The sequence below is a fragment of the Candidatus Brocadia sinica JPN1 genome (assembly GCF_000949635.1).
Taxonomy (GTDB): domain Bacteria; phylum Planctomycetota; class Brocadiia; order Brocadiales; family Brocadiaceae; genus Brocadia; species Brocadia sinica.
This window is the reverse complement of sequence record NZ_BAFN01000001.1, coordinates 1629990-1649930: the sequence shown is the minus strand read 5'-3', so window position 1 is coordinate 1649930 and position 19941 is coordinate 1629990. Positions and strand designations below refer to the sequence as shown.

Here is a 19941-nt window from a genome sequence, read left to right as displayed (position 1 = left end):
CCTGGTTAACCCTCCTTTTATCCCCTTGCAATGGGGGATGAAGAAAAGCGAATGTAACCGCTGTATAGCGTAATGTAAAAATTTATCAAAAAAAGATTGTACAAAATAATACGATAACCTAGGGAATATTTTACGACCACAAAAACTAAAGTCAACCTATTTCTAAACTTGACTTACTCAAACGAACCAGATATAGTTCCGATTATGCGATTAGACAAACTCCCTTTCGAGGTCTTCAATACCATAAATAAATACCATCTCGTAAAACCTCATGATTCAATCATCGTTGCGGTATCCGGAGGGCCCGACTCCGTCGCTCTCCTCAAAATCCTCCGTACTATTAACTTGGTCAAAAATCTTCATCTCCGCTTATTCATCGCACACCTTAACCATCAACTTCGCGGAAGCTCTTCGGAAGAAGATGCACAATTTGTCCGGAATTTATCAAAAGACCTTTCTCTGCCCTTTATTTTAAAAAAGGTAAACATTCAAAAGATTGCAGACCAGACGAAATGCTCGATTGAAGAAACGGCTCGCAGGGAAAGATACAACTTTTTTCTGGAATCAGCGCAGGAATATACCGCCTCTACCATTGCTATCGGGCATACCGCAGACGACAACATAGAAACCTTTCTTCATCGTATAATCCGGGGCGCAGGAACAGTGGGACTGGGAGGAATACCTGTAAAACGGCCTTTAGCCACCGGTTCCACGATACAGCTTATCCGCCCCCTCCTCTTCTCCTGGAGAAGGGAAATCATTGAATATCTTGGGAATGAACACAGTAGCTACAGAACAGATGCCACCAATTACGAACCTCTCTACCTCCGAAACAAGATACGGCTCGAATTAATTCCCTTATTAGAAAACCAATACAACCCCAACATCAAACACCTGCTCATGCAGCTATGCCAAATCCTCAATGTAAATAATGAATATTTAGCCTCAAAAGCAAAAAAAATAGTAAAAGACTCCACCATAGAAGAAAGGAAAGACTTATATACCGTCAATACCCGTTTTTTGGCAAACCAACCAAAGATATTACAATACCTGGTATTGAGAGAAATATTAATGAGCATGCAAATACCATTAAAAGAGATTACCTATGAGCACTATGCCAAGATACTTGATGAAATAACCAGAAAAGGAAAAGGGCGGCATTTTCAATTGCCAGGAAAATTTTATTTATGGCATGAACACGGTATGCTCCATTTTACCAAAGATCCCCTTTACAAACCATGCATGCCATTATCCGAGATCGCTGTCCAAATACCCGGAACAACACCCGTCTATCCCTTAGGTCAACTCATCTCTGAAATCCTTGACATTCAGGATTTTTCCCTGGAAGCTTACAAAAAAACCAAGACAACATACGAAGAAGTCTTCGACCTAGAAAGGATAACCATGCCAATTTCTGTAAGGGGACGCAAAGACGGGGATACGATCTCACCTTTAGGTATCCATGGCCATAAAAAACTGAAAGATCTCTTTATTGATAAAAAAATCCCGGTAAAAGAACGTGATGCTACCCCCATCATCGTAATGAACGATCATCCTATTTGGGTTATTGGAGTATGTATGGATAATGGAGTAAAAGTTACCCTCAGGACGAAAAAGGTTTTAAAACTAACCTTCATGCGAAACAGGAAGACCGGACAGGTCTGTACAGATTGCACCAAACACACATGAGGAAATACCAACGTATACCCGTTGCATCAATGAGGATGATAGGACCTTTCCTAGCGGCTATATCATCAAATGTAATCAGCGGAATTGCCATCCGGACCCGGGGCATCATTGTCTGCTCTCCTTTAAATTAGTACAAAGTCTGAAACTCGAAACAATTTCAAAACTACACACTGCCTACTCAAGCGCTATAGGGTAAGTAATCAATACTCCAAGGGCGGTACAAAGCACTAATGCGCCAATGGCTAGCAGCGTAATTCTGCATCTAGGGCTTTCAAACTGTGTTGAGATGCCGCCAAAGAACATAACTGATGCAAAGAGTACCGTGAGCATAATGTAATTATCAGAATTCTGATTGGCCTCTCTGGCCTCCTCAAACTTTTGTGCAGTCTCTTCGCTCAGGCGTTTTGCTTCTTGTTCCGGTTCAAGGCTATATTCCTCCATAACCAAAGGATGCAGAGGCGACTGGGGATTCTGGAATGGCTTTGTGGCAAGCCAGGCATCGGTTGCCCGCTTTAATTCAGGTCTGAAACGATGATAAAAGAAATCTGCAAGAAAATCTTCATGGCGTTCTTTGCCTTTGAGGTACTCAATAAAGAGTATCCCATCCATCGAGCGCATCTGTCCGGCACGTACGGTTTGTTCTGAACTCTTACGCCCTAAAGCGTTAACTGCACTGAGCCGGAACATCTGAATCCCACTCCATAATGTGGCCTGGTACGCGCACCATGCTGAAGCTATCGTTGCAAGGGCAATAACAATCGTTGTTGATAATTCAAGGTTGTGTTTGAAGCGTTCTTTCTCATCTTGCGTATATTCTTTCGCCATAATCACCTCATTATAGTATTACCAGTAAAAACATCTTTTTCAGAAAACTTTTGACAGTATCTTCATCTTTATTAAGGTTTGAAGAATTAACTCTATTCCAAGTGCAACCTGCAGCACACCGTTCACGCAGCCGAGGATTTGCAGGGTTATAACAACGCCAATAAACTTTACTATTTTATGTGCGAACAGCATCGCAAGGAAATTTAAAATCATAATTCCTAATAGTACCCCAATAATACCAATTTGGCGTGTGCTATCCTGTGCTGCCGCCATGAGTATAATAAGAATTGCTATTCCATAGGGGGTGACAATCGTGGGGAAAGAGAGTGGAGAAACTGCCATAGCGAGCGTCGGGGTGGGTGGTGTTGTTTCATTCCGGGGAGTGGATGAATACAACTGCATGATCATTCGTAAAGCTACCAGGAAAAGAATTATTCCCCCCGCAAGCATCAGGGCAGAAATTGAAATATGCAAGGATTTCATAGCCCTTTGACCCACAAAAGCAGCTACAAGACAACCAATGGTAGAGATGAGGGTAGCCATGAGTGCAAGTTTACGCCGAAACCTTGCATCCGTATCTTTAGTCATCTTGACAAACGGAACCAAAACCTTGATAGGTCCCAGCATAAGAAAGAAGAAGGTAAATATTCCTGCAAGACTCAAGATATAGCCCGTCTGTTGATCACCGGAAGCGGTTGTCTGGAACTGATTGACAGAGGTTGTTTGTGCAATTGACGGAAATATCAAGATGAGGAAAAGGATACTAATTGCAGCCAGAAACAAACCAATCCTTTTCATAGAGAATATCCCCTTTTTCCTGCATTAGAAGGGTCGTTTCTTTTACCCATTTTTGTTCATGGTAATCTCTCTTTTTCTTCTTTAACTGGTATGAGCCACAGGCTCACAAAGGAAAATGAAAATACAATACCCCCCGTCAAGGGAGAAAAAGTTCCCTCTCCCCTTTGTAAAGGATTAAGGTGAGGGGGATTTTCGGATGAAAGTTTTGTATTTTTACGCTAAGCATCGAACTAACCACCAGCAGGAATCGTCACAATCGGGGCGCCTTCTTTACCTCCTGTCTCTGTGAGGGTAAAGACAAACATCAGGGAAGAAAATAATCTCTTGGATGGCAAGTCCTTATCATCAATCCAAAACCAGTAACCCCGATAGGGAACAGAAATGAAGGCATCCAAAGGTCTTTCTTGAGAACTATGTATCCGAATCAGAGGCACAGGAGGGGCACCGGCAACCGGCTGATCCGTCAGTGTTAAATTCACACGCTTCTCTGTCACATGCACATCGGGCACCTCGATATAGGAAGCCAAATCCGCAATGATTTCTAAAATTGACCGGGTGAGGATAGCAACTTCTTTATCACTTGTGGAAAAAGAACCATAGACCACCCTGAATTCATTTGCGTAGGGGTCGAGGCCAAGGATCTTTCGGGTAGCGAGAATATCCGCCTCCATTTCAGAATTCACCTTCTCGCGAAAAAAGAGCTCGAGAAATGCTTCTCTGTCTGTTTTTTTTATCTGCATCCCCATAACTCCGGCACTCTGAACTTTTCGCATCCTCTCAAGCAAAGGATAGAACTCTGGATCTGCCGGGTGCGCCCTCGCCCCCCCTCCGAAACGATTCTGTATCCCGTTAATGGCGTGTATGCAGAGCCTGAAAACAATATCAATGGGATAGCCAGTTTGAATCATGCTGAGGAGAGAAGGGGGTGGAATAGGTTTCATCAGGCTCTGGGCAAATTTTTCTCCTGTCATGGGACTGTATGTTATAGTAGGACGGTCAAAATATCTGCCAACGCCCCCTATACCGAAAATATTACCTCCACCAAACCCTTCTTTGGGGCTACTCCAGGAACTATTCAAACTGATTGCACCATCCAGTGCATACTGACTGATAATAGAGTTCACATCAAGAAAAACAGGGGCATCGGCATAGCGCATCTTTACCATATTCAGAAGCATTTGGTCCTTCCACGAGTCTGAAATAGCAGTGGTGTAATCAAATCGGTCCCGTGCCAGGAACCGTGGCCCAATGCCGGCGCAACCAGTAAGACCGGTGATCAATAGAAGGAACAATGCGCCGGGGAATCGACCTGTGCGAATCATGGGAATTCCCCTTTCCCGTTAAATAGAAAATTGTTCATCTCAAAAACTGTATCGAATCCGCTGTGATCCGCCGTGTCTTTAATCAAATTACTTTTTTTCTGTTTGAAATAATCAGGCAAAATCATTTCAATAGGTCTTTGAGCTGATATTCCTTGGGTATTTTAACAAGCGGTAGGGGATCAAGTGGAGATCTCACCCCTGAGCCCACAGCTGGGAACTCAGGGGTGGACACAGTGAAGGTCGATGGGCGCTCACGACAAAGCCCACTTGAAAAAGGACACGAAGCAACAATTATTTATCTATTTTTGTGACTTTTGTGCCCTGCAAGCCGAGTCCTGCCATCAATCCCTTCTGACTGAAAAAAAACGCATAGATCTGTGCTTGCAAGGTTGTGGTTGTTGCCGCCCCGGCTGCGCCAATATCCACAACCACAATGCTCGGACCAACACCAAGTTCCCAGCCGGCGCTCTTGTCGAGCCAGGACATCGCAGATTCGCTCATGAAAAACAGCGCATACCCGTATTTCTGTACGCCGGCTTGCAGACCATACGAAAGCTGGACCGTATTGTAATATCCGGCAGTACTTCCATCCTTGAAGAGAGCGCCTTCACCAAATTGTCCACCCACAATAAACCCGCCTTTGACAATGCGCGGAAAGACGAGAATGCCGCTTGCCTTTTCTCCCAGCACTTTCGCTGAAGGGGATTTCAAATACAATTGCTCAAGGGCACTTCTGGCATCACGGTCAATTTCTTCCGCGGTTGCGGCTCCGGCAGGATTTACACACGTAAATACGCCCGCAGTGAATGCAAGCATAAAAAGAATGACGGTTAAATGAACGTATCTCATGATTATATTCTCCTTTTGAATGATTACTTATCCGTTTTTATAAGCGGTATGCCTGCGCCGATTTCATAAACCAGCGCCGCCTGGACCTTGTTCTCGATCTGGTAGTAGCGCATCACCTTGGTCTCTGGCAATACCTCGCGGAACTTTGGGAGATATGCCTTGCGGAGTTTTAGTGTCAGGGCCTCGATCTTCATGTACTCATCAAGCAGCTTCCTGGCAGTATCATTGGTCATCTTGCCATAGGCATCTTTATAGTCATTGATCAATTTCACCGTACGTACTCGAAGAAGGAACAGTTCATCCTGATATTGATTATAGACCGGCCAGAAGGCTTTTGCTTCAGTCTCCGTGAGCTGCATGTTCTCCGCAACAAGGAGCTTCTTGTCTGCGCGTACCTTCTCGGCGACTATTTGCATGTTATCCGCCGGTTTGTCCTGCGCGGTTGCAGCGGCAGCCCATATCATGATCGCCACGAATCCCACCCCAAAGAGTTTATATTTCCATTTTGTATTCATTGGTTTCCTCCCTTTGTCATTTCTAATATAACGTTTCCTGTTCCACCTATACTATATTTTCGTATCGAAACCTCACTGTTCTGCAATACCGAATGGTTTGCGATAAATTTATTTGATCCCGTGCCTGATCCGGCAACAGGAAATTGCCTTTCCCCTTTTATTTTCTTAATAGAACAAAAATATCTGAAGAATACAAGTTTTTTTCGGTATACAGGCAAAGATGGTTTTATCGCTTATTCGTTTTCTTTTCATAATAAAATTAGGGTAATTTACTTACCCTCCATCTTCATCACCGTATTACTTAACCAATTAGCCACCCAGAGATAGTTACCATCAAACGTAATTCCTATAGGCCCCGTGCCTGTATCAAAGGTGCCTAAGATAGCGCCATCGCTAACACTCAATTTCATTACCGTATTGCTGCTATAATTCGTCACCCAGATATACTTGCCATCAAAAATAATGCCCCGTGGATTATCACCCACATAATATGTGCCTAATAGTGCCCCATCATCCGCCCGTAGCTTCGTTACGTTAGCGCTGTTAAAGTTTGCTGTCCAGATGTTCTCTCCGTCAAAGGCAATACCTCGTGGTCCGAAACCCACCCGAAATGTCCCTAATGCAGCGCCGTCACTGGCACGCAATTTTGTTACGTCATTACTGCTGGCATTTACTACCCAGATGTTCTTTCCATCGTATAGTATATCACGTGGGCTTGTACCCACATCAAACGTACCTGATTTTGTTCCGTCACTCGTTCGAAATTTCGCCACCACGTTTCCACTTTGATTTGTCACCCAGACGTCAGTTCCGTCAAAAGCAATTGCAAAAGGAAAGTTACCTGCGTCAAACGTACCAAGTATAGCTCCATCACTTGCTCGTAATTTCGTTATCTTACCACTGCTGCTATTCGTAATCCAAATATGTGTGCCATCAAAGACCATATCTAGCGGGCCTGAACTTACCCGAAAAGTACCCAGCGTAGCCCCGTCACGTGCCCGCAACTTTGTTACGGTATCACTGTTCATATTCGCAACCCAGATATGTGTTCCATCAAAGAGTATCCGCACCGGATTCTTACCAACGGCAAAAGTACCCACGATGTCTCCTTCTTTCGGTAGGGTTGTTTCAGTAGCTTCTAAACGCAACGATGCAAAAAAAATACCTGACAAAACGAAAGCAAGGCAAGGAATACCCAAAATAGTTCTAAGAATTTTCATAGGTTTCTCCTACAGTTTGATTTCTTAGGAAAACGTTTCAACAGAGTAATTAAACGGATTCCCGGGTAGTTATGAAGCATAAATATCCCTTTAAAAACTAGGGGGAAACAGGGGGGGGGTTGTTCTTTCTTCGAATGAAAATTATTTACTACCCCATGCGTCCTTCTTTAGTTCCTGCGAAAAAAGCGAATAATTGCAACAAGTATTACACCGCCAACTACCGCTATAAGGACATCTCCTAGTACATGAAAGGTAATGTGCCCAATAAAACTTAGTAATACTCCCGCAACAAGCCCCCCCCACTAATCCAACAATCAAATCTCCTGTAATACCAAAACCTCTTCCCCTAACCACTAATCCCGTCAACCAACCTGCTATAATACCACTGATAATCCAGACTATAAAATTCATGCATTTTTCTCCTTATATATGGCTGATAAGATGCCAATAAAAAAAGACAATACCGTTTTCATATGTTTTCCCTCAAGCAATCCAGGCATGCGCCCGGTCGAGTTGTGAATGAGTAAAATACTCTATTTCAACTGGCCGGAAAGGTTTCCCGGTAAATGCAAATACCAGATTCCTCCACTTTTCGTCTCCAACAATGGCAATTTTTTCAATATCACTATCGTGTTTTGATTGAAAACTGGTATCCTCCCAATCAGCTCCTTTCTCCCATCCGAGGAAGTCTTCTAGGATCACCAGTATTTTGATTTTTCCCTCACGCTTCATAAGTTCTGAGGCAATTGCCTGCATTTGATCAAGTTCTGCCTTTTTTAATTTACCTGTTATCTTGACGCTTATGAGTTTACCAGATGATCCGATAACGTTAAATCCCATGTAAACCACCTTTCTCCTTTATTCATATGTTCATAGCATAACAAAAACAATGAACCTCCCTAAAAAAACCTTTTTATCGCTACTGCCCGCTTGTTGTACGTTCTTTTTACAAATTATTTTCACCACCTCTCTCTGCCTCCGGCTTATCTTATGAGAATTTCACTTTATAAAAATCAAGTATACACCATTGGGGGACGGTTTTAAAGCTTTGGTTGCGGCGTAGCCGCACCAGGAATTCTTCGCTGATGATTGGCCAGGTTATGATGGTCCTGTAGTATTGCGCCAAATGAAACCCTTCCTTATTTCCCTATCCAGGATACAGGAATGGTCTTGCCATTTTTTCAATTCTTGCTGAAGAAATTAAAAAAACTTGCAAACTTCTTCATTTTGTTTTACTATCGCCTCAAAGTGAAAAGCAATTTCCTATCATCCGGGCATGAGTGATCCCTGATCCCTCGCATGATGCATTTGCTTGCAACCACCACGTCCGGGTAAGTGCTCGCACCCGGCAAGATTACTGCGGTTACCGAAACAAACAGACAAACATAGTCATGAGCAGAGCCAAATCCGAAATAATCCGGCATCTCAAATCCGGCATCCCATTGTTTGCCGGATTTACAGAGGAACTGTTGGACAAACTCGTGAGCAGCTCGCGTGTCGTGTCGTTCGAACAGAACGAGGCCATCGTGCATTACGGCGCGGAAGCTACGCACTTCGGCGTGATCCTGGCCGGTACGGTAACGGCGTCGGTAATTGCCGGCGGTGGCATACGGTTAGAATTGGGGCGGCTCGAAGCGGGCAGCACATTCGGCGAACTGGCGTTGATGACGGGCGAGAAGACGCTGACCGAACTCATTGCCGCAACGCGGTGCGATGTGTTGCTCATACCGGTCTCGGTGTTTCAATCGATCATCGTTGCCGAACCGCAGGTAGTGCAACACATTTCACGGACAATTTCCGAACGGTTCAAGATGCTGGTGGCCGACCCGGAGAAAGCGGCCGCGGCGCTTCGGCAAAGCGATGATCCCTATGGTTTTAAGCTCAGGAGCGAACGGCCGGAGCATATTCTCGTGGTCAACTGCGGTTCATCTTCACTGAAATACACTTACTACGACACCGAAGATGACGCTCGGCAAGTGCGTGGCCAGGTCGAGCGGATCGGGCTGGACGGCACGCGCCATGTTCATCGCGGGTTAAAGGGTGAAGTCACGCGCGAGTTGCCCAAGTCCGGATTTGCCGAGGCGATGGCGGCGATGGTGGAAGCGTTGCGGGGAGAACCCGAAGTCAGCGTCGTCGCGCATCGTGTGGTGCACGGGGGTGAGCGATTCACTGAAGCAACGCTGATCACGGACGACGTGCTCTCGCAGCTCGATGCACTGAGTCCGCTTGCACCGCTGCACAATCCTGTCAATATCGCCGGCATCCGAGAGATGCGCCGGCTGTTACCGGCCGTGCCGCACGTGGCGGTGTTCGACACCGCCTTTCATCACACGTTGCCGTCGTATGCGTATCTGTACGGGCTGCCATACGAGTTCTACGAGAAGCAGGGCGTACGCCGGTACGGTTTTCACGGCATGTCGCACTCGTACGTCTGCCTCCGTGCGGCGCAGTTCCTCGGGCGGAGACCAAACGAACTCGAAATTGTAAGCTGTCATCTTGGCAATGGTTCGTCGTTGTGTGCCGTGGACCATGGACGTTCAGTAGACACTACGATGGGGTTCACGCCGGTTGAGGGGCTGATTATGGGGACGCGCTGCGGAGATGTGGATGCGGGCGTGATCACCTTCCTCGAACGAACAGCGGGCCTTACCGTCCCGCAGGTTGATGAACTGATCAACAAGAAGAGCGGCCTGCTTGGACTGTCTGGTATTTCCAGCGACATGCGCGAAATTCTCAAGGCCGCCGAGGCTGGAGAATCTCGCGCGTTGGTGGCGCTGAAGACCTATTGCTATCGTGTCCGCAAATACATCGGCGCGTACGTCGCCGCCATGGGTGGACTGGATGCTGTGGTCTTTACCGGAGGTGTCGGACAAGGCAGTGCCATGGTGCGCGCGCTTGCCTTACAGGGGTTGGATTGCATGGGCATCCGTCTCGATGAACAACTCAACCGTGACGCGCGCGGGTTCGATGAAGTATGCCGCGTCTCGACACAGGACTCGAAGGTTACGGTGCTGGTTGTGCCGACTGATGAAGAACGGATGATGGCGCGCGAGGCGTTGCGGGCGTTGAGCCGGTCATACATCACGGGTGTGCTCAAAACAAGGCGGCAGGAACCGATCATGATCGAGGTGTCGGCCCATCACATTCATCTCACACAGGAACATGCCGAGGCACTGTTCGGCAAGGGACATCAGCTCACACCGCACACCGACCTTTCGCAGCCCGGTCAGTTTGCCTGCAAAGAGCAAGTCACGCTCGTCGGACCGAAGGGCCGCATCGAACGGGTCCGCGTGCTCGGTCCGGTCCGCAAATTCACGCAGGTCGAAATTGCGATGACCGAACAGTTCAAGCTCGGCGTTCATCCACCAATTCGTGAAAGCGGCGACATCAAGGATACGCCTGGCTGCACGCTCGAAGGCACGGCCGGCAGTGTGAAACTGGAGCGGGGAGTCATCTACGCCTGGCGACACATCCACATGACACCCGACGATGCGCTCCGCTACGGTGTACGCGACAAGTCGGTCGTGAGCGTGCGCGTGGCCGGCGACCGTGAGTTGGAGTTCGGCGATGTACTGGTGCGAGTTTCGCCGGATTACCGGCTGGCAATGCACATTGACACCGATGAAGGAAATGCTTCAAACATCCAGACCGGCGCGCGGGGATTCATAGCGGAAATTCAGAGCCAATGAAGTAAGGGAGCATCGTGAAAAGCACAAATCCGTGAGTTAACCCTGACAGGGTTAATCGTTGGATGTATTTCTCCACAGTACGACCACAGAGTGTGGCGCGGCCTGATAGGAAAGATTTTGAACCGGAGGCGATGTTTGCCATCCGATGATGTCATTTGGGGAATCGAGGGCAGTGTCGATCCACCTACGCCAGGAATTTTTCCCCCTGTTCTCTACCGGCGGCAATTCGAAGTCGAGCGGCTCCCGGTATGCGTTCATGATCATGTGGAAGAGCAGCCTTTGTGTTTTTATCTCCGCAGTGAATGCTATGCTATGCGAATGATCCCCCCAGTCCGGCTGACCAAGTTTTGTACCATGCCATGCTTTATTGGCATCACGGAGCAACTGGTTCAGGGTTACGCGCTGATATTCGTGCTCCACCTCCCTCAGTCGCCTCCGCGCAATAAGTAATTTCACAAACCGGTGCAGATCGGCATGTTTTGTGACCAGCGTCCAGTCGAACCAACTGATCTCGTTGTCTAAGCAATAGGCGTTATTATTGCCATGCTGGGTACGCCGCACTTCATCGCCCATCAGAATCATGGGAACACCGAGCGACAGCATCGTGACAGTCAAAAAGTTTTTTACCTGGCGGTTTCGCAGTTTTTCCACCGCCGGATCATCCGTCGGTCCCTCTACGCCGCAGTTCCAGCTCAGATTGTCATCCGAACCGTCACGGTTGCCTTCCCTGTTAGCTTCATTGTGTTTGCTGTTATAGGAGACAAGGTCGTTGAGCGTAAAACCATCGTGACAGGTCACAAAGTTGACACTTTGTTCTACCTCGCGATTCTCATGACCATATATCTGGGGACTACCCATGAGCCTGTCGGCAAAGCGTGTTACTGAACCATCCTGGCCGCGGAAGAAGCTGCGAGCATCATCGCGAAATCGTCCATTCCACTCTTTCCAACTGTCTCCAACGAAACTGCCCACCTGATACAGGCCGGCAGCATCCCATGCCTCGGCGATGATCTTTGTGCCTGCAAGAACCGGATCCGACTCAATATCCCAGAGCACCGGCGGGTTTGGCATCAGGTGCCCTGACACGTCGCGTGCGAGGATCGATGCAAGGTCAAAGCGGAAACCGTCTACATGCATCTCTTCGACCCAGTAGCGGAGACTATCCACAATCATGCGGCGCACGACAGGATGATTAGCGTTGAGGGTGTTTCCCGTTCCGCTGTAGTTGGCGTAACGGGAACAATCCTGTTCGAGGATGTAGTACATGCTGTTGTCCAATCCGCGGAAACTCAGCGTTGGCCCGGACTGGCCGCCTTCGGCGGTATGATTGAACACGACATCGAGAATAACCTCAATGTCTGCCCGATGCAGTGCCTTGACCATATCACGGAATTCATCTGTCGGACCAAGCGGATCCTGCCGCGAGCTGTACGCCTGATGCGGGGAAAAGAAAGATACCGGCGCATAGCCCCAGTAGTTGACAAGTCCCGGCGGGCAATCCTGTGCATCGAACTGGAAAACAGGGAGTAATTCGACCGCAGTAACACCGAGTTCCTGAAGATACGGAATCTTCTCAATCAGGCCGGCGTAAGTGCCACGTGCCTTTTCGGAAACCCCTGAACTGGGATGGCGGGTAAAACCCCGCACATGCATCTCGTAAATGATCATGCGTGATGACGGCCGTTTAATCGACGTGTCGCCTTCCCAATTATACTTGTGGGTATCGACCACTACGCTTTTCATCGCCACAGCGGCGTTGTCACCCGCTTTGCTGGCGGCTTCTCGACTGTAATTCCTGGGAACAGCAACACCGCGGCCATAGGGATCGAGAAGGACTTTGGATGGATCGAATCTCATCCCCCTGGCAGGTTCATGCGGTCCGCGTACCCGATAACCGTAAAGTTGTCCGGCTTGTACGCCTGACACAAAGACATGCCAGTAATGATAGGTTCGGCCGGCCCAGGGATCAATTTGAATACTGCGTACCGGCTTGTCGTTGTCCTCGTGGTCAAAGAACAACAGTTCTACACCTGTAGCATTACGGGAAAAAACGCTGAAGTTAACGCCGTCTTCGTAAACGGTTGCGCCGAGTGGTGAGCTTCGACCCTTTGTGTTAATGTGAGACATGTGTTTTCCTTTCTCCGGTACGCCATGGCTATTGAGTACCCATCTTCCTCAAACATAATGAGGAAAAGCCTCATAATGGCAATTTTCTTGATTATACAATTTTCAATAATGATTGCAAACACTCTTTGGCGCATTATTTGTTTGAGAATATATTTTTGTATTGTTATTTTTTGCTTGACAGAGATTATCTATTAATGATAGTAATGATCAAAGTTGCCAACATGGGCACACAAAATTCAAAATGTCCCGATAAAGGTAAACCCTGAGCAATCAGGGGGCGCAAAGTAAAGGGTCTTGCCAAGCCGTTGAAACAGTTTCAACGGCTTAAGCGGTTTTTTCTAAAAGACAGCCTTACTGCCGAAGATATTCGAAATAAATATCTTTGCAGTAAGGCTTTTTTTGTTTATTTTAACCCTGACAGGGTTGAGTTGACTCACGAATTTCGTGCTTCGGATTTTGTCTTTTCCGACTCGTTCGGGTTAGGATGAAGGAGATATGAAATCATGAGCGAAGAGCTTCCGGTCATTTATCTTGCGAGACATGGTGAAACGGCCTGGAGTCTGACGGGGAAGTATACCGGTCTTACTGATTTGCCGCTGACCGAGCGCGGCGAGCGGAATGCGCGCCGGCTTAGGGAACGCCTGAAAGGTATAGCTTTTGCCAAGGTATTTACCAGTCCGCTGCAGCGAGCTGTGCGGACTTGTGAACTGGCCGGTTTTGGGGCTGTAGCGGAGGTCGATCATGACCTTGTTGAATGGAACTATGGCGAATATGAAGGCCACCTCTCCAGCGAGATACATGCCCAACACCCGGATTGGCAGCTCTTCCGTGATGGCTGTCCCGGAGGAGAATTACCGGCTCAGGCCGTAGCGCGGGCTGACCGAGTAATCGGCAGGGTGCGCAAGGTTAATGGGAATGTGCTGATTTTTTCGAGCGGACATTTTATCAGAGTCCTTACGGTCCGATGGCTCGGACTTGAGCCATCGGTTTCCTGTTCGTATTTCATGCTAAGCACCGCGAGCCTGAGTGCACTGGGTTATAAACATGATCTTTCACATCCGGTGATACGGCTGTGGAATGATGATCATCACATCGGTACATGATAGATCCGGTTGCAGGTACCCCAGGGGTAAAAAAAGGTATACTCAAGATGCTCGCAATTTATGATTTATAGATTTGATAGCCACCATAATCTAACCGACCGGTGGCACGGACAAGCTATGCTTGTCCGTGTTTTGTAATACTGCTTTATACTTTGCACTCGCAACGGTTTGACTTATATTGTCTATCCAAGTTTTAACATGAATAATTCGCCAACAATATCGTGCAGCTTCAGCACGGACAAACGAAATTTGTCCGTGCCACCTGGTAATCAATCTTAACATGCACGTTCTATGATCACCTTGAGTATAACGTCAGAAAGGATATTGAGATGAGTACAAAAAGTATGGCAGCATCCACAAGGGTGTCAGCAGGCAAGGTCACTGAATCGGAACTCCTCAAACAATATGGGTGTGGGCCGGTGCAGTTTGCCGGGACGGATAACGGATTATACGAACGGCACCTCATTTTTGACAACGTTACCGATTTGAAAGTGGCCGGCGCACGGGAGCAATTTGAGGCCTTTGCCCGTTCGGTGCGGGATGTCCTTTCGCAGCGATGGATACGCACAGAGGATACGTATCATCGTGCGAATCCGAAGCGCATTTATTATCTTTCCATGGAGTTTCTCATTGGCCGTTCTCTGGCCAACAATATTACGAATCTTCTGCTCGATGATCTTGCCAAACAAGCGGCCGGGCAGAAGCATATTGATTTACCCGGTTTACTCGAACAGGAACCTGATGCAGGCCTGGGGAACGGAGGTCTTGGACGCCTGGCGGCGTGCTTTCTGGATTCGATGGCCACGATGCAGCTGCCGGCCATGGGCTACGGCCTTCGTTATGAGTATGGCATCTTCAAGCAGTCCATCAGGGATGGCTGGCAGTACGAACAGCCGGACAACTGGCTTCGCCGGCCCGACCCATGGGAAGTCGCCCGGCTGCAGGATATGGTTGAGGTCAGGCTGAACTGCTCATTCGAGATACACGGCGGTTCGCTGCGTGTGATTGCCGGTCAGCCTGCCAGTCTGCTCGGTATCCCGTTTGACCGCCCCGTAGTTGGTCATGGCGGCAAGACGATCAATACGCTTCGGCTCTGGGTTGCTGCCGCCCCGGATTATTTTAATTTTCAGCGATTTAGCAGCGGCGACTTTGTCGGCGCTTTTGCTGAGACGCTGACGGCCGAATCGCTCACACGGGTACTGTATCCCGACGACACCACCAGTATGGGACAGGGTTTGCGCTTTATACAGGAGTATTTTCTTGTTGCCTGCTCGCTGGCCGATCTTGTGCGCCGATTCCAGAGCAGCAATACCGATTGGAATACACTTCCTGAGAAGGTTGCCATACAGCTTAACGATACGCATCCGTCGATGGCGGTACCTGAGCTGATGCGCATTCTGCTTGATGAAGCGCATCTCGGTTGGGACCAGGCGTGGAATATCACACAAAAGACTTTGGCGTATACGAACCACACGCTGTTGCCGGAAGCCCTTGAAAAATGGCCGCTCGTGTGGTTTGAAAAGATGCTTCCGCGCCTGTTGGAAATCATTCTTGAAATAAATCGCCGCCTGCTTGATGATGTTCGCGCTCAATTTGCAGGCGATGAGGGGCGTGTTGCCCGTATGAGCATTGTCGAGGAAGGTACCGTACGCAAAATTCGTATGGCCAATCTGGCCATAGTCGGCTCACATAGCACCAATGGCGTGGCCGCGATTCACTCCGGGCTTTTGCGCACGATGACGGTTAAGGATTTTGCCGAAATGTTTCCGGAGCGTTTCAATAACAAAACCAACGGCGTTACGCCGCGTCGGTGGCTACTGCTGGCTAATCCGATGCTGGCAAATACGATTACCAAGTCTATCGGTGACGGCTGGACCACGGATTTTGCTCAAGTGGGCAAGCTCAAACCGCTTGCCGACGACAAAGGTTTTCGTGAAACATTCCTCAAGGCCAAACGTGCAGCCAAGGCGCAGTTTGCCGACTGGCTCAAATCGACCAGCGGTCAGACGGTGGATCCGGACAGCATCTTTGATTGCCAGGTCAAGCGTATCCACGAATACAAACGGCAATTGCTCAATGCGCTGCGCATCGTGGTCCTTTACAACAGGCTGCGCACAAATCCTGGTGTGGACATGGAACCGCGAACGTTTTTCTTCGCTGGCAAAGCGGCGCCTGCCTACCGCCTGGCAAAGGTCATTATCAAATTCATTAACAACCTTGCCAGCACCATTGATGGCGACCCTGCGATGCGCGGCCGGCTCAAAGTCCTGTTCCTGCCGGATTATTGCGTTTCACTCGCGGAGCGACTCATACCTGCCAGTGACGTTTCTAACCAAATTTCTACAGCAGGCTATGAAGCCAGCGGCACGAGCAACATGAAGTTTATGATGAACGGTGCGCTGACAATCGGTACTCGCGACGGCGCGACTATCGAAATGGCAGAGGAAGCGGGCGAGGAAAACTTTTTCCTGTTTGGACTGACTGCTCAGCAGGTAGCTGACAGCCGCAGCTGGTACAATCCGCACTGGCACTATGATAACGACGCAGAGACACGCGAGGCACTGGACTTGATTTTTTCTGACCATTTCAGCCGATATGAGCCGGGTGTTTTTGCGCCGCTGCGCGATACCCTTTTGAACCGAGGTGACTATTATATGCATTTGGCGGACCTCAGGTCCTATCTTGAGGCAGATCAGCGGCTATGCGATTTGTATGCAGATCAGCATGGATGGGCACGCAAGGCCATTCTGAATGTGGCTGGTTCAGGAAAATTTTCAAGTGACCGCACGATTGCAGAGTATGCTGCCGATATCTGGAAAGCAAAGCCATGCCCGGTACAGTAAGTCAAAAGCAAAATGAAGTCAGCAGATTGTGAACAATTTGCGGGGAACCCCGTTGAAATAAAACAGAAAAAGCAAACAGGGAATGAATATGACAACACACATTAAGCCGCTCAGCAAACGTGCGGCATGGAACGCACTTAACACCCACTACAAAAAAGTTCAATCGCTGCATCTTCGCACGCTTTTCGCCGATGACCCAAAACGCGGCGAGCGTATGACCGCCGAGGCAGCAGGCATCTACCTGGATTACTCGAAAAATCGCATTAGCGATGAAACGCTCAAACTCCTTGTTCAATTGGCTGGGGAATCTGGCCTGCGCGAGCAAATTGACGCCATGTTTCGTGGTGAGAAGATAAACATCACAGAGAACCGGGCTGTTTTGCATGTGGCACTGCGGGCCCTACGAGGGACGTCTATTCTCGTGGATGGCAAAAATGTGGTACCACAAGTTCATGCTGTCCTCGACAAGATGGCTGACTTTTCCAACCGCGTCCGGCAAGGTGCGTGGAAAGGCCATACGGGGAAATCCATACGCAATATCATCAATATCGGCATCGGGGGCTCTGACCTTGGGCCGGTAATGGCTTACGAGGCGCTTAAGCATTACAGCGACCGGCGCATGACGTTCCGGTTCGTTTCCAACATCGACGGCACTGATTTCGCAGAAGCAGTTCAAGACCTCGACCCTGCACAGACTCTTTTTATCGTCTCTTCAAAAACATTCACCACATTAGAGACAATGACGAATGCCCGCACCGCCCGTGCGTGGTTGCTGAAAGGGCTTAGTGGAGATGAAAAGTCCATAGCAAAGCACTTTGTCGCTGTTTCGACGAACGAGACTGAAGTGGCAAAGTTTGGCATTGATACCGCTAATATGTTCGGATTCTGGGATTGGGTCGGCGGGCGGTATTCTATGGATTCTGCGATCGGCCTTTCGACGATGCTTGCCATCGGTCCGGACAACTTCAGCGCAATGCTGAGTGGATTCCATCAGATGGATGAGCATTTTCGTATTACTCCGTTTGAACGAAACCTGCCTGTTCTTATGGCTTTGCTGACCATCTGGTATACCGGTTTTTTTGATGCCCATACTATTGCAGTTTTACCCTACGAACAGTACCTCAAACGTTTTCCGGCATATCTTCAGCAGTTGACCATGGAGAGTAATGGCAAATATATTACCCTTGATGGAATTCAGGTTGACTATCAGACCAGCCCGGTCTACTGGGGCGAACCGGGCACCAACGGCCAGCACTCTTTCTATCAGCTGATTCATCAGGGTACACGATTCATTCCCTGTGATTTCATAGCATTCGGTACATCGCTCAACCCTCTTGGCCGGCACCATGATATGCTGATAGCGAATGTTTTTGCTCAGGCCGAGGCGCTGGCCTTCGGCAAGACGGCGGAACAGGTAAAGGCCGAAGGAACACCAAACTGGCTTGTGCCGCATCGGGTTTTTGAAGGTAACCGGCCGTCGAACATAATCTTTGCGGATCGGCTCACGCCAGAAATACTCGGCAAACTCGTTGCCCTCTATGAGCATTGTGTCTTCACCCAAGGTGTTATCTGGCAGATTGACTCGTTCGACCAGTGGGGTGTCGAACTGGGCAAGGTGCTGGCGCAGCGCATCATCCCTGAACTTGAGAGTAAAAGTGAGCCTGAGCTTGCCCATGACAGTTCGACAAACAACCTGATACGTCGCTATCGCAGGAACAAGTCTTGACCGGTAGCGGAAAGGTGGAATGTTTGCATACTTAAATGTATAGGAATTTCAAAGTTGTTGCAGAGCGAAGAGCTTCTTCGTTCTCCAGTGAAAAGCAGTACGCCGAATATCGAATATCGAACAAGGAATGTTGAATGATGAAGTATTTTTACTTCACTATTCGATATTCCTTGTTCTGCGGTTCGATGTTCTCTTTAAATTAAGTTGCCGAAGGCCTAATTAAAGGAAAGGAGTTTCTATGGCGCTTGTTTCATCAAAGAAAATGTTTCAGATGGCTTACAAGAATGGCTACGCCATTGGCGCGTTCAATGTCAATAACATGGAGATTATTCAGGGCATCATAGCGGCTGTTAGGGAAGAAAAGGCGCCTGTTATTCTTCAGATTTCAAAGGGGGCCCGTGAATACGCAAGCATAAGTTATCTGAGGGCTATTATTGATATCGCTGTGAAGGAAAATCCTGATATTCCTGTCTGCATGCACCTTGACCACGGCGACACCTTTGAACTGTGCAAGCAGTGTGTTGATGATGGTTATACTTCCGTCATGATCGACGCATCCCATTTTCCTTTTGCAGAGAATGTCAGGCTTACCAAAAAAGTCGTTGAATATGCCCATGCCCGAGGAGTGGTCGTTGAGGCCGAATTAGGCCAGCTCGGCGGTATCGAGGAGCATGTTGTCGGCATAAGCGCTGATGATGTATTAAAGCATCTGACCGACCCGAACCAGGTTGTCGAATTTGTTGAAAAGACCGGTTGCGATTCGCTTGCCATTGCCTGCGGCACAAGTCACGGCGCGTACAAGTTCAAAACCGAACCGAAACTCGCTTTTGACGTAATTGAGGCTGTCGGCAAAAAGCTTCCCGGTTTCCCGCTGGTAATGCACGGGGCAAGCAGTGTTCTGCCTGAGTTCAAGGAATTGATCAACAAGTACGGTGGCAAGATGCCTGATGCGATGGGTGTGCCTGAGAGCGCTATCTCCAGGGTGGCAAAAATGGCGGTCTGTAAGGTCAATATCGATACAGACCTGCGTATGGCGATGACTGCCAGCATACGGAAGGTTTTTGCCGAAAAACCCGGTGAGTTCGACCCTCGCAAGTATCTTGGTCCTGCCAGGGAGGCTATTGCGGGCATGGTAAAGCATAAACTCACTGTTTTGGGTTGTGCAGGAAAAGCCGCCGAGTGCTGTTAAACTCAAAACCCAAGACAGGATTTTGAGATGAGAGATCAGCGAGAAA

General features: G+C 48.5%; 15 protein-coding genes and 1 riboswitch. Of the genes, 6 read left to right on the top strand and 9 right to left on the bottom strand.

The window, feature by feature from the left end; genetic code table 11:
* The first annotated feature begins 204 nt into the window (after positions 1 to 204).
* On the top strand, positions 205 to 1689 hold the full coding sequence (tilS, locus tag BROSI_RS07410; RefSeq protein ID WP_052563108.1) for a tRNA lysidine(34) synthetase TilS: 1485 nt from the start codon (positions 205 to 207) through the stop codon (positions 1687 to 1689).
* 174 nt (positions 1690 to 1863) lie between these two features.
* Here the strand turns inward: tilS and BROSI_RS07405 are convergent, their stop codons facing one another.
* From BROSI_RS07405 to BROSI_RS07365, 8 genes are all read right to left on the bottom strand, one after another.
* Positions 1864 to 2514 (bottom strand): hypothetical protein, encoded by a 651-nt coding sequence (locus BROSI_RS07405; protein WP_052563107.1) that lies wholly within the window; start codon positions 2512 to 2514, stop codon positions 1864 to 1866.
* Between the two features lie 39 nt (positions 2515 to 2553).
* Positions 2554 to 3312, bottom strand: a complete 759-nt coding sequence (locus tag BROSI_RS07400; RefSeq protein ID WP_052563106.1) for a MarC family protein — start codon at positions 3310 to 3312, stop codon at positions 2554 to 2556.
* Positions 3313 to 3542: 230 nt separating this feature from the next.
* Entirely contained in the window at positions 3543 to 4634 is a 1092-nt protein-coding gene (locus tag BROSI_RS07395; protein ID WP_052563105.1) for a hypothetical protein, read from the bottom strand.
* Positions 4635 to 4925: 291 nt separating this feature from the next.
* Entirely contained in the window at positions 4926 to 5483 is a 558-nt protein-coding gene (locus BROSI_RS07390) for a lipid-binding SYLF domain-containing protein (protein ID WP_052563104.1), read from the bottom strand.
* Between the two features lie 23 nt (positions 5484 to 5506).
* Positions 5507 to 5998, bottom strand: coding sequence for a hypothetical protein (locus tag BROSI_RS07385; protein WP_052563103.1), 492 nt, complete (start codon positions 5996 to 5998; stop codon positions 5507 to 5509).
* Positions 5999 to 6267: 269 nt separating this feature from the next.
* The gene (locus BROSI_RS07375; protein ID WP_052563101.1) at positions 6268 to 7218 is read right to left on the bottom strand and encodes a YncE family protein; all 951 of its coding nucleotides are present in this window, start codon (positions 7216 to 7218) and stop codon (positions 6268 to 6270) included.
* 141 nt (positions 7219 to 7359) lie between these two features.
* On the bottom strand, positions 7360 to 7629 hold the full coding sequence (locus BROSI_RS21550) for a GlsB/YeaQ/YmgE family stress response membrane protein (protein WP_052563100.1): 270 nt from the start codon (positions 7627 to 7629) through the stop codon (positions 7360 to 7362).
* Positions 7630 to 7701: 72 nt separating this feature from the next.
* Complete coding sequence (locus tag BROSI_RS07365) at positions 7702 to 8058, bottom strand: SpoIIAA family protein (RefSeq protein WP_052563099.1); 357 nt, start codon at positions 8056 to 8058, stop codon at positions 7702 to 7704.
* A gap of 551 nt (positions 8059 to 8609) precedes the next feature.
* Here BROSI_RS07365 and BROSI_RS20765 point away from each other — a divergent pair.
* Positions 8610 to 10907, top strand: a complete 2298-nt coding sequence (locus tag BROSI_RS20765) for an acetate/propionate family kinase (protein ID WP_082059098.1) — start codon at positions 8610 to 8612, stop codon at positions 10905 to 10907.
* 51 nt (positions 10908 to 10958) lie between these two features.
* On the opposite strand, the gene glgX is transcribed toward BROSI_RS20765, so the two are convergent.
* Entirely contained in the window at positions 10959 to 13034 is a 2076-nt protein-coding gene (gene glgX, locus BROSI_RS07355) for a glycogen debranching protein GlgX (RefSeq protein WP_052563098.1), read from the bottom strand.
* 244 nt (positions 13035 to 13278) lie between these two features.
* Positions 13279 to 13396, top strand: a riboswitch (cyclic di-GMP riboswitch).
* A gap of 141 nt (positions 13397 to 13537) precedes the next feature.
* Between glgX and BROSI_RS07350 the strand changes: the two genes are divergently transcribed.
* From BROSI_RS07350 to fba, 4 genes are all read left to right on the top strand, one after another.
* The gene (locus BROSI_RS07350) at positions 13538 to 14137 is read left to right on the top strand and encodes a histidine phosphatase family protein (RefSeq protein ID WP_052563097.1); all 600 of its coding nucleotides are present in this window, start codon (positions 13538 to 13540) and stop codon (positions 14135 to 14137) included.
* A 344-nt stretch (positions 14138 to 14481) separates the two neighbouring features.
* Complete coding sequence (locus BROSI_RS07345) at positions 14482 to 16980, top strand: glycogen/starch/alpha-glucan phosphorylase (RefSeq protein ID WP_420886070.1); 2499 nt, start codon at positions 14482 to 14484, stop codon at positions 16978 to 16980.
* A gap of 88 nt (positions 16981 to 17068) precedes the next feature.
* Positions 17069 to 18706 (top strand): glucose-6-phosphate isomerase, encoded by a 1638-nt coding sequence (pgi, locus tag BROSI_RS07340; protein ID WP_052563095.1) that lies wholly within the window; start codon positions 17069 to 17071, stop codon positions 18704 to 18706.
* A 238-nt stretch (positions 18707 to 18944) separates the two neighbouring features.
* Positions 18945 to 19895, top strand: coding sequence for a class II fructose-1,6-bisphosphate aldolase (fba, locus tag BROSI_RS07335; RefSeq protein WP_052563094.1), 951 nt, complete (start codon positions 18945 to 18947; stop codon positions 19893 to 19895).
* Positions 19896 to 19941 lie beyond the last annotated feature (46 nt).